Genomic DNA, 21,121 nt, shown 5'->3' with positions numbered 1-21,121 from the left:
GCCCTCCAAATTCTCCAGAGTGGCGGTCAAGGAGGAAACTCGATTGACTGCACCGAACCCGCCTGCGTCCCTGCAGGTCGTCTATCTCCACCAGCGCGACGCAGGGATGATCGCCCGCTACCGCGCCTGGGCCGACTGGCTCACCGAGGGCCGCACTCGCGCCGTCGAGAGCGAACTGATCGCCATGGATGGGGGTGGCCCTGCCCAGGCCCTCTCTCATGCCTCGGTGTACGACTGGCAGGTACTGATCTATGAGCCCCCTGGCTATCCCCGTCCTGCATCTGCGGAGGTGCGGCCATGATGCCCCGCGAACCCCGCAAGGAACTGGGCGCGGCCCAGGTCGCCGCCCTCTGGCGCCGTGGCACCAACCATGTCGGCGGTGTGCGTGGCCTGATCCTCAACGTCACGATGTACGGATCACGCAGTTGGGTGCTGCGCTATCAGGTGGCAGGAAAACGGCGCGATCTGGGTCTGGGCTCGTATCCGTCCGTCACGCTGGCCGATGCACGGGAGGCGGCTCGGGCTGCCCGTGCCAAATTGGCGCAGGGCATCGACCCCATCGAGGATGCGCGCAGAGCGCGTGCCCGTCTGGTCGCGGAAATCCACACCAGCATGACATTCGGTGAAGCGGCCAAGCGCTACATCGCATCGCATGAGAAGGGCTGGAAGAACGCCAAACACGCGCAGCAGTGGCAGCGGTCACTGGACATGTACGCCACCCCTGTGCTGGGCAAGATGCCTGTGCGGGACATATCGCTGGCGATGGTGCTCAAGGTGCTGGAGCCGATCTGGTCCAGCAAGACGGAGACGGCCACCCGCCTGCGCGGTCGCATCGAGTCCATCATCGACTGGGCCATTGCGCGGGGCTACCGCACCGACTCCAATCCTGCGCGCTGGAAGGGGCTGCTGGACAAGCTGTTGCCTGCTCCAGGCAAGGTGACCAAGACGATGCATTTTCAGGCGCTGCCCTATGCGCAGTTGCCAGTGTTCATGGAGCAGCTGGTGGGCCAGGAGGGGATGGGTGCCAAGGCCCTGCTATTCCTGATCCTGACGGCAGCCCGCTCCGGAGAAGTTCGCGGTGCCACCTGGGAGGAAATCGATCTGGCTGGGCGGGTGTGGACGATCCCCGCTGAACGCATGAAGGCCAGCAAGGCACATCGGGTGCCGCTGTCGGATGCGGCTATCGCACTCCTGCAAGAAATGAAAGCGCTCGCCACAGCAGCAGAACGTACCTCGGGCAAGGCGTATGTATTCCCGAGTCCTAACAGCCGTGATCCTGAACTGGGTAGTCCGCTCTCGGACATGACGCTCACAGCGGTACTCCGTCGGCTGAAGCTGGAGGCTGTGCCGCATGGGTTCCGATCCACATTCCGTGACTGGTGCGCAGAGCAGACCGACTACCCGAACGAGGTCGCGGAAATGGCACTGGCCCATGCGGTGGGCAACAAGGTGGAGGCTGCGTATCGGCGTGGTGACCTCCTCGCCAAGCGGCAGCAGCTCATGCAGGACTGGACGGACTACGCCCTCGGTCGCCGCGCAGGAAACATGACCGACGGTCATAGCCCTGACCCATACGCATCAACACGGGTCAACACACCCCGTCAGCACAACAACACAGAGGGAGCAACGCAATGAAGAACTATCTCGCCAACAAATGGAAATCTCTCACTGCGTGGTCATCGACCACATGGGCACAGGGGCGCATCGGCAAGGCGAAGGTGATCTTGGCATGGTACGGGCTGGCTGTCGTAGTCATGACCCCGGTCGCACTACTCATGCCGGATGTAGAACTGGAACTGCGCCCTGCCATGAAAGAGCCTGCCCTGCTATGCCATCAACAGCAGTCATTCGATGAAATCATCGGGGCCACGGACGTAACCAACCAAGCTCTGCTGGAGAAATTTCGGCACCAACCGGAGGTGCTGGTGCGCATAGTCACCGACGACGGCTACCTACAGCGTAGTAGCTGGGTTTTCTATCAAGAAAGAATGCGCAAGATCGCGCGTGGACAATGCCGTGAGGTGACACATGGGGACCCTGTGAAAGCGGACTGGATGGAATGGCAATCATCAAAGGATGCCGATCACCTCAAACCCAAGCGCATGCTGGTTACCTACCAAGGGAAGACATACTGGGCATATGCCGGGCAATGGCAGAAGGTCACGGGTAACACCGTGGCGGCAGAGGATCGCGCGCCACTCATGATCTCTCGCAAGTCACCAGACGGGAATGATCGCTCGCCGCCGCCAGTGGTGGATGAAACCCAGGCCCAGACCAGCATCAAACGGCGTCCTGTCCCGCCATTCGCTCGCAACGAATCCTATGCACAGGTGCGGGTGGTATTGATGCGTGATGGCTGGCAGCCAGTGATCTCCAAAGATGCCGATCAATGCATGGAGGGTGACACCCGATGTGAGGGCCGTCCGGAAATGCAGACTTGTAGCGGATCAGGGCTGGCTATGTGTAGATTCCGCTGGCAACGTGATGGGCAACAACTGACCATATGCACCGCTGGCGAGGAGCAGGCCATGTTCCACAGCATCTGCGAATGAGGACACCATGACCATCAACAACATAGCGAGAAGCTACCTCCTCGTGCCGCTCTGCATGATCGCAATGGCCTGGATGGGGGAGGCCATGGCGGGCACCTCGGAGTGCTACGCGATCAAGGATGCGGACAAGCGGGCGTACTGTCTAGCGCAGGTCAAGGGGGACCATGGGTACTGCTACCGCGTCAAGGAGGGCGATAAACGCAACCAGTGTCTGGCGGAAATCAAAGGATCGCGAGATCGCTGCTACGCAATCAAAGACCAGGACAGCCGCAAGGCGTGTCTGGCACGTGTGCCCTAGGGCTCTGCAAAATCAGGCGATGCGCAGCCAAGGCCATCGATCTTGATAGCTCCGTGCCTTGGCCTCAAATTGTCTGGAATCTGGGTACATGGGGTTTAGTCGTAGCACTCCTGCTGCTAAATCTTCCAGTCCATCAGGAGCATATAGCTCCCCTGAAGCTGCATCTATTCCCACTCGGGTGCAGGCAACCAAATAACGATCAATACCATCACGTGCATGACTCAGTTGCGGATACGGAGCATTGAATCGTCTCTCATACCAAAGATGCACCCGGGCTTGATTTCTTACCTCAACCTTGGCGCCCAGGTCAGCAGCGGCTTTCGATACAAGCTTGATAACGCGATCCTCAGCCTCCTCTGTGAGGTCAGAGTCATCAAAATAAAACACGTCGTAATCATTGACGCCCCAGTCGATGGGCGCTCCTGTGCGGTGGTTCCACACGGCCTGAAACAGGCACCCCGCTGTCAGATGGCACTGGGGAATGCGCAGGTCACGTAGGAGGTCGAGCAGTTCCGCGTTGATCGGATTTTGGTGGGCAATTGCAAGGAATTCGGCAGTAGACAAGGATGCTTTGTGCATCTTGAATTTATAGCAGCCCGGTGCCATCGGCTAAGCAATGTACCGAGCCCGAACCCGGAGGTGAATCAAATGGATCGGCGCTTGATAGCTTTCATCAACTCTCTTCCGGCGGTCGTCTTGTTCGCGAATTTGAAGACCTCCGCACCAGACCAAGTTGAGCCAAAAGCAACAGCGCCTATGCGTTCTAGATTGGACAGTGAGAGGACAATTTCCTCACTTGGTTCGGGCACCTCGGCAGCCTCCAATCCGTCTGCCCGATACGCTTTTCCGGGCAATTCATAGGTAACGATGGCCTTACCACTCGGCACATCAGGTACGCCGTAAATGGCCTCAAAGATGAGCGCATCCATGCGTGACATATCTCTGATCATTGAGATGTGTGCTCTTCTGGGAGCGACGCCTGAGCTGGCATCCACCGTATTCGCAAGCAGCCGCGCCCAGAGGTCCTGAAGCTCATCATCATCTTCCAGGCTTCCTTCCTCCAAGGCGGATATCGCAAAGTTAACAGGGAGTGGCTGAATTGGCACCTGCGTGCCCAACGCCTGCACCTCTTGCCGGAATCTATGTTGTAGCCTGACAAGCCGAATGCTACGGGCGTATTTGAGGCGGTCCTCAAGTAGGGCCGACATTTGGGTCAGTGGACCATCCAAGTACTTCGCAAGAAAGCCGCCCGCTTCCCTTGAGGCATCAATTGCTGACTGGGTTGCTTTCGCAACTTCTTGCACGGCCTTCGCGGCTTCTTGTGCACTTTCGGAATCGATCATCCAACCCTCCTGTGTCGTTGCCAACATGCGCGGGAACTGGGGCACTACGCTCGTGGAGCGCATTGCCCCTACGCACTCTACCGTCCAAAGGGATGGTAGTGGGGGTTTCTGCCTATGCGCATCCCAGGAAGATAGGTAAAGCGGAAGGTAGAAATGCAAAACGGGCCACTCGGGCCCGTCTGTCATGAATCCTGGAAAGGGACTGTGAGATTCGAACTCACGGACGGTTGCCCGTCGGCAGTTTTCAAGACTGCTGGTTTAAACCACTCACCCAAGTCTCCGGGAGGGAAGGCGCGAATTCTAGCCGACTGCGGGTGCTGATTTTTTCAGCATGCCCCGGGTCTCGATGAACTTGACCACATCGGCTACGCCAGCCAGGGTTTTGAGATTGGTCATCACAAAGGGCTTGAGGCCCTGGGCGTTGGTGCGCATGCGGGTGGTGTCGGCGTGCATCACATCCAGGTTGGCGCCCACGTGGGGGGCCAGGTCGGTCTTGTTGATGATGAACAGGTCGCTTTTGGTGATGCCAGGGCCGCCCTTGCGGGGGATTTTTTCGCCAGCGGCCACGTCGATGACGTAGATGGTGAGGTCGCTCAGCTCGGGGCTGAAGGTGGCGGCCAAGTTGTCGCCGCCGCTTTCCACAAACACGATGTCGGCGTTGGGGAACTCGCCCAGCATGCGGTCGATGGCTTCGAGGTTGATGGAGCAGTCCTCGCGGATGGCGGTGTGGGGGCAGCCGCCGGTTTCCACACCCAGGATGCGTTCGGCGGGCAGGGCGCCGCTGACGGTGAGCAGGCGCTGGTCTTCCTTGGTGTAGATGTCGTTGGTGATGGCGATGAGGTCGTAGTCATCGCGCATGGTCTTGCACAGCATTTCCAGCAGCGTGGTCTTGCCGGAGCCAACGGGGCCACCGATACCCACGCGCAGGGGCGGCAGGTTCTTGGTGCGGTTCGGGACGTGGTGCAGGTTGCTGGTGGTCATGATCGGAAGAGGCGGGAGTATTGGGTTTCGTGCTGGGCTGACAGGATGGCGAGCATGGGCGAAAAGGCCTGGCGCTCGCTGTCCATCAGCCCGCTGGCATGGTCGGCTGCGGCTGGGATGGCATCGGCCAGCCGGGCCAGGATGCGCTGGCCGGCGCTTTGGCCCAGCTGCATGGATTTGAGGGCGGCCTGCACCATGTTCTCCGCCCAGCCGAAAGCGTAGGCCAGCAGGACATCGCGCACGGGCGCCTGGGTGGTGGAGGCGGCCAGTGCGAATGCCACAGGGTAGGTGGGGGGCAATGCGGCCAGGTGGCGCACGGCGGGCATCAGGGTCTCGTCGCCCTGGTTCTGATTGCGCAGCCAGTCGGCCATCGATCGGCCCATTTGCTCGGTCTGCAGGCGCAGTTCGCTCGTTTCTCGGGTGTGCAGCACCCAGTCGTTGAGTTCGCGCACATGCGCCCAGTCGGCGCGCCGCCACGCACCCACAGCCTTGGCGATGAGGGCCATGTCGCCCCGGGCCTGGGTGATGTGGAGCTGGTCCTGCAGCCAGTCACCCACGGCGGTTTCGCTGGCGAGGCCCACATTTTCAATGGCGCTTTCCAGCCCCTCGGAATACGAAAACCCGCCCACCGGCAGTGCAGGGGAGGCCAGCCACATCAGCTGCAAAAAGCTGGCGGCTGGCAGCGGCGTGGGGCGGTCCAGGCGCATGGGCGGTGGCTCAGTGGTCGTGGTTGCAGTTCGGGCCGTGCACGTGCCCTTGGGCCACCACGGGGATGGACACCGTGCGGCCTCGGGCCGGGGGCGTGGCCGCAGCCGGTACCTCTGTGTGCGTGTGCCCGTGGTCATGGCCATGATCGTGCGCGTGAGCATGCTCGTGGTCGTGGTCGTGGTCGTGGTCGTGATCGTGATCGTGGCTATGGCCGTGACCCCCATGGTGGTGCCCGCCGCCATGCCCCGCAGCATAGGCACCGCCTTCGGGTTCAAACGGCAGGTTTTGCTCGTCCACGATGAGGTGCATGGCGCGCAGCATGTCGGCCAGCACGTGGTCAGGCTCGATCTTGAGGTGGTCGGGCTGCAGCTCGATGGGCACGTGGCGGTTGCCCAGGTGGTAGGCGGCGCGGGTCAGGTCAAACGGTGTGCCGTGGTGTTCGCAGTGGGTGATGACCAGCACCGGCTGCGGCGCTGCGATCACGCGCACCATGGAACCGTCTTCGGCCACCAGCACATCGCCGCCGCGCACCAGGGTGCCACGGGGCAGGAAGATGCCCAGTTCGCGTCCGGCCGAGTCGGTGGCTGCAAATCGGCTTTTCTGGCGCACGTCCCAGTCCAGCTCGATGGTGGTGGCGCGCTTGAGCAGTACGGGAGCGAGGCCTTGGCCTTGGGGGAGAAGTTTGGAGACCTGGATCATGGCAAGAGGGAAGGGCGGAGCCGGATAGGCGAGGTCAACATTGTGGCCCTGGCCGAAAGGCGATGCGCGGATGCGCTACAGGGTGCGGCTCATGTAGCGGCTGTGGGGATCGGGCCGGTAGCTGCCGAATGGTGCACAGTCGGTAAAGCCATAGCGCAGGTACAGCTGGTGCGCGGGTTCAAAGAAGGGCTGGGTGCCCGTTTCCAGGCTGATGCGCTGGTAGCCCAGGTCCACCGCCTGGCCCAGGATGTGTTCCAGCACGGCCCGGCCCACCCCCTGGCCACGCACGCTGGCTGCTGTGCGCATGGACTTGAGTTCGGCATGGTCGGCATCCAGGTGCTTGAGTGCACCGGTACCCACCAACTCGCCCTCGCCGCGCCAGGCCGTCCAGAAGCGGATCTCGGGCTGGCGCAGTTGCACCATGTCGAGCGCGTGCACGCTCTCAGGTGGCGAGGTGGCACGCATGTCCTTCAAATGCTCCTGCATGAAGGCTTCGATGCGGGGATCGGTCAGGTCGTCCAGGCGGATCCGCAGGTCTTGCAGCAAGGCGTTCATGGGAAGCGACCTCAGAACAGGAAGTAGCGCTGTGCCATGGGCAGCACAGTGGCTGCTTCACAGGTGAGCAGCTGGCCGTCGGCGCGCACGGTGTAGGTCTGCGCGTCCACCTCCATCTTGGGCGTGTAGCTGTTGTGCACCATGTCGCGCTTGCGGATGCCGCGGATGTTGCGCACGGCGGACAGCGTTTTGCGCAGGCCAAAGCGCTCGCCAATGCCTGCAGCCAATCCTGCCTGCGAGACAAAGGTGAGCGACGTTTTGGCGATGGCCCCGCCAAACGAGCCAAACATGGGCCGATAGTGCACGGGCTGCGGCGTGGGGATGGACGCGTTGGGGTCGCCCATCGCAGCCATGGCAATCAGTCCGCCCTTCAGGATCAGCGCGGGCTTCACGCCAAAGAACGCGGGCTTCCAGATCACGATGTCGGCCCATTTGCCCACTTCGAGCGAGCCCACCTCGTGGCTGATGCCGTGGGCAATGGCGGGGTTGATGGTGTACTTGGCCACGTAGCGCTTGATGCGCGTGTTGTCGTTGCGGGCCGTGTCGCCCTGCAGGCTGCCACGCTGCACCTTCATCTTGTGCGCGGTCTGCCAGGTGCGCAGGATGACTTCGCCCACGCGGCCCATGGCTTGGCTGTCGCTGGACATCATGCTGATGGCGCCCAGGTCGTGCAGGATGTCTTCGGCAGCGATGGTCTCCTTGCGGATGCGGCTTTCGGCAAAGGCCAGGTCTTCGGCGATGCTGGCATCGAGGTGGTGGCACACCATGAGCATGTCCACATGCTCGTCCAGCGTGTTGTGCGTATAAGGCATGGTGGGGTTGGTGGACGATGGCAGGAAGTTGTCCTCGCCCACCACGCGCAGGATGTCGGGGGCATGGCCGCCGCCCGCGCCTTCGGTGTGAAAGGCGCAGATGCCGCGCCCGCCCACCGCCGCGATGGTGTTCTCCACAAAACCCGATTCGTTGAGCGTGTCGCTGTGGATGGCGACCTGCGTGTCGGTGGCCTCGGCCACGTCGAGGCAGTTGCTGATGGCCGCAGGCGTGGTGCCCCAGTCTTCATGCAGCTTGAGGCCGATGGCGCCTGCGCTGATCTGCTCGTGCAGCGCGTCGGGCAGGCTGGCGTTGCCCTTGCCGAGGAAACCCAGGTTCATGGGGAAGGCGTCGGCCGCCTGCAGCATGCGTTCCATGTTGAAGGGGCCGGAGGTGCAGGTGGTGGCCAGCGTGCCCGTGGCGGGGCCGGTGCCGCCGCCCAGCATGGTGGTCACGCCGCTGGCCAGGGCTTCTTCGATCTGCTGCGGGCAGATGAAGTGGATGTGGCTGTCGATGCCGCCCGCGGTGACGATGTTGCCCTCGCAGCTGATGACCTCCGTGCCGGGGCCGATGACGATGTCCACGCCGGGCTGGGTGTCGGGGTTGCCGGCTTTGCCGATGGCGGCGATGCGGCCTGCGCGCAGGCCGATGTCGGCCTTGAAGATGCCGGTGTGGTCTACCACCAGGGCGTTGGTCAGCACTGTGTCCACCGCGCCTTGTGCATTGCTGCGCTGGCTCTGTGCCATACCGTCGCGAATCGTCTTGCCGCCGCCAAACTTCACCTCTTCGCCGTAGCTGCCGGCGCGCAGGGTGTGGTCGGCCTCGACTTCGAGAATGAGTTCGGTGTCGGCCAGGCGCACGCGGTCGCCCACCGTGGGGCCGAACATCTCGGCGTAGGCGCGTCGTCCAATGGTTGCCATGTGAGGGGTGCTCCGCAAGAACGGTTTACTATGTTTTTGATAGCTGCTGGGGCAATTGATACCGGCGCTATCGGCCAATTGGGCTTGAATTTGCTACAGCGGGCCCTGGGTCAGGCCCTGAAAGCCGAACACGCGGCGCTCGCCTGCGTAGTCCACCAGCTCCACGGTGCGCTCCTGGCCGGGTTCAAAGCGCACGGCGGTGCCGGATGCGATGTTGAGCCGCATGCCGCGTGCAGCCACACGGTCAAAGCCCAGGGCGTTGTTGGTCTCGGCAAAGTGGTAGTGCGAGCCCACCTGGATGGGCCGGTCGCCGGTGTTGCGCACCACCACGGTCAGCGTACGGCGGCCGGTGTTGAGCGCGTGCTCGCCGGGTTCGGTAAAAAGTTCGCCTGGGATCATGGTCGAGTCCTTGAGGGGGGAGCTGCTGCTGTGTCGGTATGCATGACGCCAGTCAGATCTGTCAGGCCATCTGGGCCAGCAGGGCGCCACCCATCAGCGCCACGGCAGCGCCTGCAGCGCGGCTGAGCCACACGGTGCGATGGCGCAGTGCCCAGCCTGCCGCCAGCCCCGCGCCATGCAGCAGCACGGTGGCCGTCAGCATGCCCGCCAGGGTTTGCCAGGCGCTGTGGCTGCCCGCCAGCTCGACGCCGTGGGCCACGCCGTGAAAGACGGCAAACACCCCCACGCCCAGCGCGGCCACGAGGCCAGGCACGCGCAGGCGCGACACGACGAGCAGGCCCGTGGCCAGCAGCGACGCAGCAATCATCGGCTCCACCGCAGGCAGTGTCACGCCCTGCAGGCCCAGCACGGCGCCTGCCAGCAACATGGCCGCAAAGCCCATGGGGCCCCACAGCAGTTCGCGTCCAGCATGGCGCGCGGCCAGGGCGCTCCACAGGCCCACGGCCACCATGGCAGCCAGGTGATCCAGGCCGAACAGGGGGTGGGCCAAGCCGCTCAGAAAACTGTTGTGGATGTGGGAGTCAGCGCCGGTATGGGCGATGGCGCTAGAACTGATTGCACTGGTTGCTATAAAAAGAAGAGCGGCTTTGTGACGGTGTGAGAGTGTGATGCGCATGGGGGGCTCCACAGAGAGAAGGGGACGTGTTGGGGAGGGGTCAGACGATCGGCTGATGGACGGTGACGAGCTTGGTGCCGTCGGGGAAGGTGGCCTCCACCTGGATGTCCGGAATCATCTCGGGGATGCCTTCCATCACGTCCGCGCGGGTCAGCACGGTGCGGCCTTCGCTCATGAGCTGCGCCACGGTCTTGCCGTCGCGCGCGCCTTCCATTACGGCGGCACTGATCAGGGCGACGGCCTCGGGGTAGTTGAGCTTCAGCCCCCGGGCCTTGCGGCGCTCGGCCAGCAGGGCGGCAGTGAAGATCAGCAGCTTGTCTTTTTCGCGAGGAGTCAGTTCCATATCGTTGCACTCAATGCTTGGGTAAATGGCTCGCGCGACCGCCGAGGCGGTCGAACGCGAGGGGTCAGTTCCATGTCGTTCTACTCAATTCAAGGCTGGATGGGCTCGTGTGGCAGGTTGTCCTGACCGGGCGGTCCTGAGGGCAACGGATTCATCATAGGCAGCAAGCCCCGTGCCCGCCATACTCCAGAGGGCGAAGGTGCGCTGGACGTGAAGGCGAATCGTGGCATGGAAACTGCACTTGCAAAGGCTGCCGCCGCCCTTTGCCCATGCCCCTGTCCACCGCCCCCCTTGCACCGCCCGACGCGGCCTCGGCAGCAGCCTTGGGGCGGGATGCCGACGCGCAGGCGCCGCAGCAGGTCGTGAAGGTCCGGCGCGACTACAACAGCTGGGTGGCCACCGAGACCATGGAGGACTACGCGCTGCGCTACACGCCCCAGCGCTTTCGCAAATGGTCCGAATGGCGGGTGGCCAACACGGCGTTTGGCGCGGCCTCGTTCCTGATCCTCGAAGCCGTGGGCGCCACGCTGCTGGTGCAGTACGGCTTCATCAATGCCTTCTGGGCCATCGTGGCCACGGGGCTCATCATCTTCCTGGCGGGGCTGCCCATCAGCGTGTATGCGGCGCGCTATGGGGTGGACATGGACCTGCTCACGCGCGGCGCGGGCTTTGGCTACATCGGCTCCACGCTCACCTCGCTGATCTACGCCAGCTTCACCTTCATCTTCTTCGCGCTGGAGGCGGCCGTGATGGCCTATGCGCTGGAGCTGGCACTCGACATCCCGCCCACCTGGGGCTACCTCATCTGCGCCATTGTGGTGATTCCGCTGGTCACCCACGGTGTGTCGGCCATCAGCCGCCTGCAGGTGTGGACGCAGCCGCTGTGGCTGGTGATGCTGGTGGTGCCGTTTGCCTATGTGCTGGTGCGCGATCCTGGTGCGGTTTCCGGGGTTGTGCACTACGGTGGTGAATCGATGCGCGGCGCCACGTTCCAGCTGCCCTTGTTTGGTGCAGCGCTCACCGTGGGCATTGCACTCATCACCCAGATGGGGGAGCAGGCTGACTACCTGCGCTTCATGCCCGCCCGCACGCCTGCCACGCGCGGGCGCTGGTGGCTGGGCGTGCTGGTGGGCGGGCCGGGCTGGGTGGTGCTGGGGGTGCTCAAGATGCTGGGCGGCGCGCTGCTCGCCTATCTGGCGCTCACCCACATGGTCCCCGCCGACCGGGCGGTGGACCCGAACCAGATGTACCTGGCCGCCTATGAATATGTGTTCCCCAACTACGGCTGGGCGGTGGCGGCCACGGCCTTGTTTGTGGTGGTCTCGCAGCTCAAGATCAACGTGACCAACGCCTACGCGGGCTCGCTGGCGTGGTCCAACTTCTTCTCGCGCCTCACGCACAGCCACCCGGGGCGCGTGGTGTGGGTGGTGTTCAACACACTGATTGCCTTCATGCTGATGGAGATGAACGTGTTCCGCGCCATGGGCGAGGTGCTGGGGCTGTACTCCAACATCGCCATCGCCTGGATCATGTCCGTGGTGGCCGACCTCGTCATCAACAAGCCGCTGGGCCTGTCGCCCAAGGGCATCGAGTTCAAGCGCGCGCATCTGTACGACATCAACCCGGTGGGCGTGGGGGCGATGGCGCTGGCGTCCATCCTGTCCATCAGCGCGCACCTGGGGCTGTTCGGCCCGCTGCCGCAGGCGTTCTCGGCCGTGATCGCGATGGCGGTGGCCTTTGTCACTGCGCCGCTTATTGCCTGGGCCACCGGGGGGCGCTATTACATTGCGCGCCAGTCGGAGCCCGCTGCGCTGGCCGACGTGGTGGCGGTGCCCCTGCATGGCCCGCTGCGCCGCAATGCAGAGGGGGGGCTGGGCACAGAGGTGGGCAGCTACCGGCGCACCACCGTGCAGCGCTGCGTGATCTGCGAGCGCGAGTACGAAGCGCCCGACATGGCGCAGTGCCCCGCGTACCGGGGCGCCATCTGCTCGCTGTGCTGCACGCTGGATGCGCGCTGCGGCGACCTGTGCAAGCCACACGCGAGCATGGCGGTGCAGTGGTCGGCCGCCCTGCGCTGGGTGCTGCCGCGCGCCATGTGGCGCTACCTGGACACGGGCCTGGGGCACTTTTTGCTGCTGATGCTGGTGATTGCGCCGCTGCTGGCCTCGGTGATGGGCCTGCTGTACCACCAGGAGCTCAACACCATCGCCCAGGCGGCCACGGACACCGAGGTGATGGCGGCACCCGAAGTGGCGCTGCGCTCGGGCCTGCTCAAGGCTTACTTGGCGCTTCTCGTCATCTCGGGCATCGTGGCCTGGTGGCTGGTGCTGGCGCACAAGAGCCGCCAGGTGGCGCAGGAGGAATCCAATCGCCAAACCGGCCTCTTGGTGCGCGAGATCGAGCTGCACCGCCAGACCGACGAGGCGCTGCAGACCGCGCGCAGCGTGGCCGAGCAGGCGCGCCAGGTGGCCGAAGCGGCTCAGCGCGCGGCCGACCAGGCCAACCAGGCCAAGAGCCGCTACATCAGCGCCATCAGCCACGAGATCCGAACGCCGCTCAACTCCATCCTGGGCTACGCGCAGCTCATGGGCGAAGACGCGGGCGTGCCCCCGCACCGCAAGCAGGCGGTGCATGTGATCCGGCGCGGCGGCGAGCATTTGTTGTCGCTCATCGAAGGCACGCTCGACATCGCGCGCATCGAGTCGGGCAAGCTCACGCTCGACGTGGCGCCCATGCGCTTTGCGGACGGGCTGCACGAGATGGCCAGCCTGTTCGAACTGCAAGCTGCCGCCAAGGGCCTGGCGTTCACTTTCGATGTGCAAGGCGTGATTCCGGAAGTGGTGCGTGCCGATGACAAGCGGCTGCGCCAGATCCTCATCAACCTGCTGGGCAACGCCGTCAAGTTCACGGCGCACGGCACTGTCACGCTGCGCGTGCGCCATGCGCGCGAGATGGCACGCATCGAGGTGCAGGACACGGGGCCGGGCCTCACGGCCGAGGAGATCGAGCGCATCTTCGAGCCCTTTGCACGCGGCGGCTCGGGCGGCGGCAGCACCACGGCCGCGCCGGGCGCAGGCCTGGGCCTGACCATTGCCAAGATGCTCACCGCACTCATGGGCGGCGAGCTGACGGTGAGCAGCACGCCGGGCGTAGGCTCGGTGTTCCACGTCAAGCTGTTCCTGCCCGAGGTGCATGGGGATGTGCTGGGCAAGGCGGCGGCGCCCGTGGCGGTGCAAGCCCAGCGCGCCCGCAGGGGGTATGCAGGCGAGCGCCGCCGCATCCTGGTGGTGGACAACGAGGAGCCCGACCGCGAACTGCTGCTGCAACTGCTGGAACCCCTGGGCTTTGAGCTGCGCCAGGCAGCCAGCGGCCACGATGCGCTGGACCTGCTGGCCACCGGCTACCGGCCGCACGCCATCTTCATGGACCTGGCCATGCCGGGCATCGACGGCTGGGAGACTTTGCGACGTGTGCGGCAGATGCGGTTGCCGGACGTGCAATGTGCCATCGTTTCCGCCAATGCCTTCGACAAGGCGCTCGACAACGACGTGGACATCCGGCCCGAAGACTTCATCGTCAAACCTGTGCGCCACAGCGAGCTGCTGGACTGGCTGGAGCGCCGCCTGGGCCTGCAATGGCAATACGACGAGGCTGCCGAGGCCCCCACGGGGCCAGCGCCCACGGCGGCCTCCGCGGCGCCCGCACCCCTCACGTACCCCGATACCACTGCGCTGGCGGCTTTGGCGCAGGCAGTGTCTTTGGGCTATTACCGGGGCATTCTCAACACCCTGGACGACATTGAACGCAGCCAGCCCGCGCACAGCGCTTTTGTGGGCACCATGCGGCAGCTGGCCAAGCAGTTCCAGTTCGACGCCATGGGCCAGATCCTGGAACAGGCACCCTCGTGATGACCACCGCCAACCCACCTCCCTTCCAGGCTCCTGCCGCGCCGGGTGCCGCGCTGGACCGCACCGACAGCGATGTGGTGCTGATCGTGGACGACGTGCCGGACAACCTGGCCGTCTTGCACGACGCGCTGGATGAGTCGGGCTACACCGTGCTGGTGGCCACGCATGGCGAGGCCGCCTTGCAGCGCGCCGCGCAGGCCCTGCCCGACATCGTGTTGCTGGACGCGATGATGCCCGGCATGGACGGCTTTGAAGTGGCCCGGCGCTTGAAAGCATCGCCCGCCACGGCACACATTCCCATCATCTTCATGACCGGCCTGACCGAGACCGAACACCTGGTGGCCGCGCTGGAGGCGGGCGGCGTGGACTATGTGACCAAGCCCATCAAGCCGCGCGAGGTGATGGCGCGCATGGGGGTGCACCTGGGCTCTGCCCGCAAGGCCCGGCAGGACGCGCGTCAGGCCCGCGAGGCGCGCAACGCGCTCGATGCGTTTGGCTACGCCAGCATCACCGTGCGTGCGGTGGACGGCCGCATCGTGTGGCAGACCCCGCTGGCGCGCGAGCTGCTGCAAAGCTACTTTGGCGAAGTGGGCCCGGACGGCGCGCCCACCGCCTTCGGCCAATGGGCGCCTGAGCCGGTGCAGGCCTGGCTGCGTCGCCATGTGCTGGCCGACAACGCGGCCGAGCTGCTGGCCGCTTCGCTGGCCGAGCCCCCGCGCCTTGCGGTGGAGCAGGGCGCCCGCAGGCTGACCTTCCGCCTGCACCAGCAGGCGGGCGACAGCGCCGGCGGCGGCGACTGGCTCATCGTGATGCGCGAGGTGTCGGATGCCAAGATCATCGAGTCCATGAGCCTGTCCTTCAAGCTCACCGCGCGCGAGGCCGAGGTGCTGTACTGGGTGGTCAAGGGAAAGATCAACCGCGACATCGGCGACATCCTGGGCGCCAGCCCTGCCACCGTCAAGAAGCACCTGGAGCGTGTGTTTGCCAAGCTGGGGGTGGAAACACGCACTGCAGCAGCGGCCATGGCCATGAACCGCATCCGGCAGTTGCATCCCCAGTTTGAAGGGTGACCGTCGGGACCAAAAAAACGCATTGACCTCGTCATGTTGCAGCGCAATAATCGCGCACCTTCATTTCCGGAGCCCCAGCGTGGAAAATGCCAGTTGTTGCAGTGAACCCCAGCAAGCCGTGACGGCTGCTGCCTGCCAGGCCTCCTGACGCCCGCTCCCGGGCCGTGGATTGCCTTGTGCAAGCTCCGGCTCCGTCTCTCCCAGCCCCTGTTGTACCCCGTGCGCCCCCGTCGGCCATGGCGGTGCGGGTGGCTTTACCGTCTTGCCGCTTTGCTGCATCTGCGCCGTCTGCACGGGCCGCGCCCCTTTGGCTGGGGCATGGCCCGCCTGCTGTGACGGTGCCCCCTGGCACCCATCTGCGTCTGCGTGCTACGCCCTGCCTGCCAAGGACAACGGCCATGCGTTTTTTTGTTGTGGATCTGCCCAGCCTTTTCCAGCGTGCGGTGGCGCCTGGCGCTGAACGCGCCGAGCATGCTGCATCGCTGCCTTCAGGCGCGCAGGGCCCTGCCCATGGGGCCGCTGACAGCCTGCAAGCCGTGGCCGAACTTGACGGCACCACGTTGTGGCCCACGCACCGCATTCGCTGCTACCTGCATGGCCAGCCGCCTGCGCGGGCATTGCGCCGCCGGGCGCGGCCGCTTTAAGCCGGCCCACGCCGGTATTGCAACCACTACCCAGGAGGCCCCATGGACCCAGACCCGCGCAGGCGCTCCGAAGCGCCGCCCCACACCACATCCCCATTGAACTTTGCATACCAGGCCCAGGGCCCGGGGCGATGGCTCGCGTGACGGCGTGAGCCTCACGCCTCTGGCCGGTGCTGGCCAGAAGGAGTGACTCACCATGTTCCGTTTCATCCACATTTCTGCGCACACGGCACCACTGCCCGTGACGCGCAACGCCGTCAGCGATTGCTGCTAGGGAGACCGCCATGAGCTTCCTGCACCACCTGTTCGACCGCTTTCTGCACACCCGCCATGTGACGCGCCACTTTGCGCGGCGGCTGATCCTGGACACGCTGACCCTGGGCCGTGCGCCCACCCCCGCCACCTCGCCCGACCTGCTCAGCCGCGAGCTGCAGCGCGCCGCCAGCGATGACCTGCTCCCACTGATCGAGCGCCTGCAGTCCGACCCTGCGGGTCTGAGTGACGCCCAGGCCGCCGCCGCCTTGGCCCAGCACGGGCCCAACGAGGTGGAGCACGAAAAGCCGCTGCCCGCCTGGCTGCACCTGTGGCACTGCTACAAGAACCCGTTCAACGTGCTGCTCACAGTGCTGGCACTGATCTCGTACCTCACCGAAGACCACGAGGCCACCGTCGTGATTCTGGCCATGGTGGTGCTCTCCACGCTGCTGCGGTTTGTGCAGGAGGGCCGCTCCAACCGCGCGGCCGAGCGCCTCAAGTCGCTGGTCAGCAACACCGCCACGGTGCTGCGCCGCACCGGCGCGGAGGGCTCCGCAAGTGCAGCCACGCCGCGCGAGCTGCCCATCCACCAGCTGGTGCCGGGCGACCACATCGTGCTGTCGGCGGGCGACATGATCCCGTCGGACTGCCGCGTGCTCACGGCCAAGGACCTGTTCGTGAGCCAGTCGGCCATGACGGGCGAATCGCTGCCGGTCGAAAAATTTGCCGAGCGCAGCCAGCCCGGCACCAGTGCGCTGGACGCCACCAACCTGCTGTTCATGGGCACCAACGTGGTCTCCGGCTCGGCCACGGCGCTGGTGGTGGCCACGGGCAACCACACCTACTTTGGCACGCTGGCCACGCGCGTCACGGCCACCGACCGCACGCCCACCGCGTTCCAGGCAGGCGTCAACAGCGTGAGCTGGCTGCTGATCCGCTTTGCGCTGGTCATGGTGCCCATCGTGCTGGTGGTCAACGGCTTTACCAAGGGCGACTGGCTGGAGGCGTTTCTGTTTGCGCTGTCGGTGGCCGTGGGCCTCACGCCCGAGATGCTGCCCATGATCGTGACCAGCACCCTGGCCAAGGGCGCCGTGCTGCTGTCGCGCAAGAAGGTGGTGGTCAAGCGGCTGGACGCGATCCAGAACTTTGGCGCCATGGACGTGCTGTGCACCGACAAGACCGGCACGCTCACACAGGACAAGATCTTTCTGGAGCGCCACACCGACGTGTTTGGCCACAACAGCGACGAGGTGCTGGCCTTTGCCTACCTCAACAGCCATTACCAGAGCGGCCTGAAGAACCTGCTGGACCACGCCGTGCTGGAGCATGTAGAGCTGCAGACCGACCTGCGCCTGGCGCAGGACTACCGCAAGGTCGATGAGGTGCCTTTCGACTTTGTGCGCCGGCGCATGTCGGTCATCGTCAGCGAGCGCAACGACCACCACGAGCTGATCTGCAAGGGCGCAGTGGAGGAGATGCTGGACGTGTGCACCCAGGTGCGCGTGGTGGAGGACACCGGCGCGCAAGACCTGCCGCTGGACGCCACCCTGCGCGCACGGGTGCTGGAGGTGACGCGCGGCCTGAACAACGAAGGCCTGCGCGTGGTCGCCGTGGCCATGAAGGAGACGCCGCCCCACCAGACGGTGTACAGCGTGGCCGATGAATCGGGCCTCACGCTGATCGGCTACGTGGCGTTTCTGGACCCACCGAAGGAATCCACTGCCCCCGCGCTGAAGGCGCTGGCTGCGCACGGTGTGGCCGTGAAGGTGCTGACCGGCGACAACGAGCTGGTGACGCTCAAGGTCTGCCGCGAGGTGGGCCTGGCGGTGCAGGGCGTGTTGCTGGGCAAGGACGTGGACGCTATGGACGACGCCACCCTGGCGCGCGCAGCCGACACCCACAACGTGTTTGCCAAGCTCTCGCCACTGCACAAGGAGCGGCTGGTGCGCGCGCTGCGCGCGGGCGGCCATGTGGTGGGCTTCATGGGCGACGGCATCAACGACGCCCCCGCGCTGCGTGCGGCCGACATCGGCATCAGCGTGGACAGCGCGGTGGACATTGCCAAGGAGGCGGCCGACATCATCTTGCTGGAGAAAAGCCTGATGGTGCTGGAAGAGGGCGTGATGGAGGGCCGCAAGACCTTCAGCAACATGCTCAAGTACATCCGCATGACGGCCAGCTCCAACTTCGGCAACGTGTTCTCGGTGCTGGTGGCCAGTGCGTTCCTGCCTTTTTTGCCCATGCTGCCGCTGCACCTCTTGGTGCAGAACCTGCTGTACGACCTGTCGCAGATCGCCATCCCGTTCGACAACGTGGACGAGGAGCTCATCCGCAACCCGCTGAAGTGGAACCCGGGCGACATCGGCCGCTTCATGGTGTTCTTCGGGCCCATCAGCTCGGTGTTCGACATCACCACCTTCGCCGTCATGTGGCACGTGTTTGGTGCCAACAACGTCGGGGCGCAGACGCTGTTCCAGTCGGGCTGGTTCGTGGTGGGGCTGCTCACGCAGACGCTGATCGTGCACATGATCCGCACGCCCAAACTGCCCTTTGTGCAAAGCGTGGCCTCGGTGCCGCTGCTTGCGGCCACGGTGCTCATCATGGCGGTGGGCATCTTTATCCCCATGGGGCCGCTGGCCGGGCACTTCAAGCTGCAGGCGCTGCCGCTGGCTTACTTTCCGTGGCTGGTGGGGATTCTGGCGGGCTACGTGCTGCTGACGACCGTGATGAAGCGCTGGTACGTGCGGCGCTACGGCTGGCAGTGAATGCCGGGGCAGGTGCTGGTGGAGCGTCTGCCCCGTGTTTTGAAGAGAAAATGGCTGCAAGCGCTAGTAAATCATGCGCTGGCAGCTATCTTTTTTGTAGTGTTTCTACATCCCCAGCGACTTGAGCAGCGCATCCGTGTCGTCCTGGCCGGCTGGCGGTGGGGCGGGCACGGGCGGTGCTTCTTGCGACTGGGCCATCAGCGCGTCCGGGTCGGGAGCTTCCTGGGCTTCAAAGTCGTAGAGCTTGATGAACTCGGTGCGGTCGATGGCGAGTTCCAGGTAGAAGATGTTGTTGTTGCTGGTGTAGAAGGTCACGCGCCGGGCCTCGGGCTTGTCGAGGTTGGCGTCCACCGACAGCTGCACCTGCTTGTTCAGCACCAGCATCTTGGGCTGGTTTTGCGTGATGTGGGTCTGCAGCTCGCGGCGCACCTTGCCGGTGAAGTCGCCCACCACCTGGTTCATCAGCTCGCCCATCACGTTGCTGACCTCGTCGGAGGTGTACGAACTGACCAGGTCGTCCTTGGACATGCCCATGTTCAGCAGGTAGTTGGCGTACAGCTCCATCGCCGCCTGGCCTGAGAAATTGATGATCACCAGCCCCGAGAAGCCGCCGTCAAACAGCACAAAGCAGCCAATGTCGGGTTTCAGGCAGGTCTTGCTGATGCGCTGCACCATGCCGGAGTAGTGGATCTGGCTGTGTGTAGCCACGCCTAGCACGCGGGTGACGGAGTTGCACAGGCTGATCAAAAGGTCTTCGGTGCCGTAAACGGGGGATTTTTCGGGGGTGCTCATGGTGGGGGTAGCGGAAAACAACTTGGTGCACAGCATAGGCGATGATGCCGCCGTAAACCAGAGTGCAGGCCCTGCCGTGGTGCCGATCCCCCCGTGGTATCCCGGTCATTGACTTTCGACGGGGCTCGGATATCGTGCTTTTCATCCAAATAAGAGAGGGGGGCCCGATGGGCAATGTCTATTTCTATGGCCTGACCGATTTCCAGGCGATCGCCACCGGGGCGGCCGTGCTGGCCAGCGGCGGTGGTGGCAGTTACCAAGACGCCTGCGCCATCGTGCAGCAGCTGGCAGACCAAGGCTACACGGGCACGGTGCAGGTGCAGGACTACGACGGCGCCACCAATGCCTGTGTGCTGGCCATCATGGGTTCGCCCGACGCGGCCGACAACCTCACCCTCACGGCGGTGCAGAACTCCATCAGCAACACCGTGGCCGTGATGCAGGCGTACACCGGCATGCAGCCAGGCGCCTTCATCCCGGTGGAGATCGGGCCCATCAATTCGCTGGTGCCGCTGATTGGCGCGGCCATGTCGGGCGGCAGCATCTGGGTGGTGAACGGCGATGGCGCAGGCCGTGCCGTGCCTGAGCTGCCCCAGACCACCTTCACTGCCCCTTCCGGGCCAGCGCCCAGTCCCGCCGTGCTGGCCAGCGATGCGTCCACGCTCGTGGCGGCGGAGTACGCGGTGCTGGGCTCTGGCACAGCGTCGGGCATCGAGTCGCTGGCGGGCGGTGTGGTGGGAGGTTTTGGCGGGTACTCGGGCATTGCGATGTGGCCCTCCAACGCGGGCAACCAGTTCGCGTTGGAGGGCAGCTACATTCCGGGCACGCTGGAGCAGGCACGCCAGCTGGGCCTGCAGCTCTTGCAGGCGGTCACGCCGCTGAGCACCCAGGCCGTGGCGGCGGGCATCCAGAACCTCACCGGCCGTGCCGCGCGCGCCGTGGTCACCAACTTTTTCATCACCTCGGTCAGCCAGTCCACGTCCAGCGCGTCGCTGGACTCGGGCATCATCCGGCTGGACAATGCACCCGACCCGGCCCAGAGCACCGAGACACATTACCTCTACAACCTCAACGAGAACCTGATCATGTATTCGGCGGCCAGCACCACCCCCGACATCATTGCGCCCGACTCGATCTGCTACTACTCCGAGAGCACGGGGCGCGGTTTCTCGAACGCGAGCGACGACCTGGCCCAGTATTTCGATGCCACAACGGGCCGCAGCACCGGCAACCAGGTGAGCGTGATTGCGGTGCAGACTGCACCCCAGCTCTACAACACCCCCGGCGTCGTGGCATCGTTTGCCGCGCTGCTGCGCAATATCGGTTATGCGGGTGGCATGCCGCCCGGCTGAACCTTGAAGCCCGCACCGACGCACGAGAGAAACGGAACGCTGTGAAAAAAG

At 64.6% G+C, this 21,121-nt stretch carries 20 protein-coding genes and 1 tRNA gene; 9 read left to right on the top strand and 12 right to left on the bottom strand.

Annotated features, from left to right (window positions below; translation table 11 throughout):
* The first annotated feature begins 43 nt into the window (after positions 1–43).
* The 4 genes from C8C96_RS21935 to C8C96_RS21920 are packed head-to-tail and all read left to right on the top strand — an operon-like array spanning position 44 to position 2,850.
* Positions 44–301 (top strand): hypothetical protein, encoded by a 258-nt coding sequence (locus C8C96_RS21935; protein WP_121943640.1) that lies wholly within the window; start codon positions 44–46, stop codon positions 299–301.
* The gene (locus tag C8C96_RS21930) at positions 298–1,635 is read left to right on the top strand and encodes a site-specific integrase (RefSeq protein ID WP_233584292.1); all 1,338 of its coding nucleotides are present in this window, start codon (positions 298–300) and stop codon (positions 1,633–1,635) included. The genes C8C96_RS21935 and C8C96_RS21930 overlap by 4 nt, the downstream gene beginning before the upstream one ends.
* Positions 1,632–2,552: a hypothetical protein gene (locus C8C96_RS21925; protein ID WP_121943639.1), complete on the top strand. Its 921-nt coding sequence runs from the start codon at positions 1,632–1,634 to the stop codon at positions 2,550–2,552. The genes C8C96_RS21930 and C8C96_RS21925 overlap by 4 nt, the downstream gene beginning before the upstream one ends.
* Before the next feature lie 7 nt (positions 2,553–2,559).
* Positions 2,560–2,850: a hypothetical protein gene (locus tag C8C96_RS21920; RefSeq protein ID WP_121943638.1), complete on the top strand. Its 291-nt coding sequence runs from the start codon at positions 2,560–2,562 to the stop codon at positions 2,848–2,850.
* Positions 2,851–2,862: 12 nt separating this feature from the next.
* On the opposite strand, the gene C8C96_RS21915 is transcribed toward C8C96_RS21920, so the two are convergent.
* The 11 genes from C8C96_RS21915 to C8C96_RS21865 form a co-directional block, all read right to left on the bottom strand.
* Positions 2,863–3,429, bottom strand: coding sequence for a nucleotidyltransferase family protein (locus tag C8C96_RS21915; protein ID WP_121944140.1), 567 nt, complete (start codon positions 3,427–3,429; stop codon positions 2,863–2,865).
* Between the two features lie 65 nt (positions 3,430–3,494).
* The gene (locus C8C96_RS21910) at positions 3,495–4,193 is read right to left on the bottom strand and encodes an Abi-alpha family protein (RefSeq protein WP_158605781.1); all 699 of its coding nucleotides are present in this window, start codon (positions 4,191–4,193) and stop codon (positions 3,495–3,497) included.
* 192 nt (positions 4,194–4,385) lie between these two features.
* Positions 4,386–4,475 (bottom strand) — tRNA-Ser (locus C8C96_RS21905).
* A gap of 18 nt (positions 4,476–4,493) precedes the next feature.
* Positions 4,494–5,174, bottom strand: coding sequence for an urease accessory protein UreG (gene ureG / locus C8C96_RS21900; protein WP_056060569.1), 681 nt, complete (start codon positions 5,172–5,174; stop codon positions 4,494–4,496).
* A complete protein-coding gene (locus C8C96_RS21895; protein WP_121943636.1) occupies positions 5,171–5,881 on the bottom strand; it encodes an urease accessory protein UreF in 711 nt (236 codons plus the stop codon). Before C8C96_RS21895 ends, ureG begins: the two co-directional genes overlap by 4 nt.
* Positions 5,882–5,891: 10 nt before the next feature.
* Positions 5,892–6,581 (bottom strand): urease accessory protein UreE, encoded by a 690-nt coding sequence (ureE, locus tag C8C96_RS21890; RefSeq protein WP_121943635.1) that lies wholly within the window; start codon positions 6,579–6,581, stop codon positions 5,892–5,894.
* Positions 6,582–6,656: 75 nt separating this feature from the next.
* Positions 6,657–7,136, bottom strand: a complete 480-nt coding sequence (locus C8C96_RS21885; protein WP_121943634.1) for a GNAT family N-acetyltransferase — start codon at positions 7,134–7,136, stop codon at positions 6,657–6,659.
* Between the two features lie 11 nt (positions 7,137–7,147).
* Positions 7,148–8,866, bottom strand: coding sequence for an urease subunit alpha (ureC, locus tag C8C96_RS21880; protein ID WP_121943633.1), 1,719 nt, complete (start codon positions 8,864–8,866; stop codon positions 7,148–7,150).
* Between the two features lie 93 nt (positions 8,867–8,959).
* Positions 8,960–9,265 carry an urease subunit beta gene (locus C8C96_RS21875; RefSeq protein WP_056747343.1) on the bottom strand — a complete coding sequence of 102 codons (306 nt, stop codon included), beginning with the start codon at positions 9,263–9,265 and terminating at the stop codon, positions 8,960–8,962.
* A 61-nt stretch (positions 9,266–9,326) separates the two neighbouring features.
* Positions 9,327–9,941 (bottom strand): HupE/UreJ family protein, encoded by a 615-nt coding sequence (locus tag C8C96_RS21870; protein WP_121943632.1) that lies wholly within the window; start codon positions 9,939–9,941, stop codon positions 9,327–9,329.
* A gap of 40 nt (positions 9,942–9,981) precedes the next feature.
* Positions 9,982–10,284, bottom strand: a complete 303-nt coding sequence (locus C8C96_RS21865; protein WP_015012806.1) for an urease subunit gamma — start codon at positions 10,282–10,284, stop codon at positions 9,982–9,984.
* 269 nt (positions 10,285–10,553) lie between these two features.
* On the opposite strand from C8C96_RS21865, the gene C8C96_RS21860 reads away from it, so the two are divergent.
* The 4 genes from C8C96_RS21860 to mgtA all read left to right on the top strand — a co-directional run bounded on the left by C8C96_RS21860 (position 10,554) and on the right by mgtA (position 18,926).
* A complete protein-coding gene (locus C8C96_RS21860; RefSeq protein WP_121943631.1) occupies positions 10,554–14,192 on the top strand; it encodes an ATP-binding protein in 3,639 nt (1,212 codons plus the stop codon).
* Entirely contained in the window at positions 14,192–15,262 is a 1,071-nt protein-coding gene (locus C8C96_RS21855) for a response regulator (protein WP_056747346.1), read from the top strand. The genes C8C96_RS21860 and C8C96_RS21855 overlap by 1 nt, the downstream gene beginning before the upstream one ends.
* Before the next feature lie 398 nt (positions 15,263–15,660).
* The gene (locus C8C96_RS21850) at positions 15,661–15,906 is read left to right on the top strand and encodes a hypothetical protein (protein WP_121943630.1); all 246 of its coding nucleotides are present in this window, start codon (positions 15,661–15,663) and stop codon (positions 15,904–15,906) included.
* A gap of 284 nt (positions 15,907–16,190) precedes the next feature.
* Positions 16,191–18,926, top strand: coding sequence for a magnesium-translocating P-type ATPase (gene mgtA, locus C8C96_RS21845; RefSeq protein ID WP_121943629.1), 2,736 nt, complete (start codon positions 16,191–16,193; stop codon positions 18,924–18,926).
* A gap of 105 nt (positions 18,927–19,031) precedes the next feature.
* On the opposite strand, the gene C8C96_RS21840 is transcribed toward mgtA, so the two are convergent.
* The gene (locus C8C96_RS21840; protein ID WP_056062049.1) at positions 19,032–19,718 is read right to left on the bottom strand and encodes a DUF3334 family protein; all 687 of its coding nucleotides are present in this window, start codon (positions 19,716–19,718) and stop codon (positions 19,032–19,034) included.
* 167 nt (positions 19,719–19,885) lie between these two features.
* Between C8C96_RS21840 and C8C96_RS21835 the strand changes: the two genes are divergently transcribed.
* Positions 19,886–21,070, top strand: a complete 1,185-nt coding sequence (locus tag C8C96_RS21835; protein WP_121943628.1) for a DUF917 family protein — start codon at positions 19,886–19,888, stop codon at positions 21,068–21,070.
* The last annotated feature ends 51 nt before the right edge of the window (positions 21,071–21,121 follow it).

This window comes from Acidovorax sp. 100, assembly GCF_003688355.1.
GTDB lineage: Bacteria > Pseudomonadota > Gammaproteobacteria > Burkholderiales > Burkholderiaceae_C > Acidovorax > Acidovorax delafieldii.
The sequence above is the reverse complement of the archived record's forward strand: the minus strand, read 5'-3'. Positions and strand labels throughout refer to the sequence as shown.

Coding starts and splice junctions, on each gene's coding strand:
- C8C96_RS21885 (WP_121943634.1), bottom strand. CDS start 7,136: ATGAACGCCTTGCTGCAAGACCTGCGGATCCGCCTGGACGACCTGACC.
- ureC (WP_121943633.1), bottom strand. CDS start 8,866: ATGGCAACCATTGGACGACGCGCCTACGCCGAGATGTTCGGCCCCACG.
- C8C96_RS21925 (WP_121943639.1), top strand. CDS start 1,632: ATGAAGAACTATCTCGCCAACAAATGGAAATCTCTCACTGCGTGGTCA.
- C8C96_RS21930 (WP_233584292.1), top strand. CDS start 298: ATGATGCCCCGCGAACCCCGCAAGGAACTGGGCGCGGCCCAGGTCGCC.
- C8C96_RS21895 (WP_121943636.1), bottom strand. CDS start 5,881: ATGCGCCTGGACCGCCCCACGCCGCTGCCAGCCGCCAGCTTTTTGCAG.
- mgtA (WP_121943629.1), top strand. CDS start 16,191: ATGAGCTTCCTGCACCACCTGTTCGACCGCTTTCTGCACACCCGCCAT.
- C8C96_RS21840 (WP_056062049.1), bottom strand. CDS start 19,718: ATGAGCACCCCCGAAAAATCCCCCGTTTACGGCACCGAAGACCTTTTG.
- C8C96_RS21850 (WP_121943630.1), top strand. CDS start 15,661: ATGCGTTTTTTTGTTGTGGATCTGCCCAGCCTTTTCCAGCGTGCGGTG.
- C8C96_RS21920 (WP_121943638.1), top strand. CDS start 2,560: ATGACCATCAACAACATAGCGAGAAGCTACCTCCTCGTGCCGCTCTGC.
- C8C96_RS21865 (WP_015012806.1), bottom strand. CDS start 10,284: ATGGAACTGACTCCTCGCGAAAAAGACAAGCTGCTGATCTTCACTGCC.
- C8C96_RS21910 (WP_158605781.1), bottom strand. CDS start 4,193: ATGATCGATTCCGAAAGTGCACAAGAAGCCGCGAAGGCCGTGCAAGAA.
- C8C96_RS21870 (WP_121943632.1), bottom strand. CDS start 9,941: ATGCGCATCACACTCTCACACCGTCACAAAGCCGCTCTTCTTTTTATA.
- C8C96_RS21855 (WP_056747346.1), top strand. CDS start 14,192: ATGACCACCGCCAACCCACCTCCCTTCCAGGCTCCTGCCGCGCCGGGT.
- ureE (WP_121943635.1), bottom strand. CDS start 6,581: ATGATCCAGGTCTCCAAACTTCTCCCCCAAGGCCAAGGCCTCGCTCCC.
- C8C96_RS21860 (WP_121943631.1), top strand. CDS start 10,554: ATGCCCCTGTCCACCGCCCCCCTTGCACCGCCCGACGCGGCCTCGGCA.
- ureG (WP_056060569.1), bottom strand. CDS start 5,174: ATGACCACCAGCAACCTGCACCACGTCCCGAACCGCACCAAGAACCTG.
- C8C96_RS21835 (WP_121943628.1), top strand. CDS start 19,886: ATGGGCAATGTCTATTTCTATGGCCTGACCGATTTCCAGGCGATCGCC.
- C8C96_RS21875 (WP_056747343.1), bottom strand. CDS start 9,265: ATGATCCCAGGCGAACTTTTTACCGAACCCGGCGAGCACGCGCTCAAC.
- C8C96_RS21915 (WP_121944140.1), bottom strand. CDS start 3,429: ATGCACAAAGCATCCTTGTCTACTGCCGAATTCCTTGCAATTGCCCAC.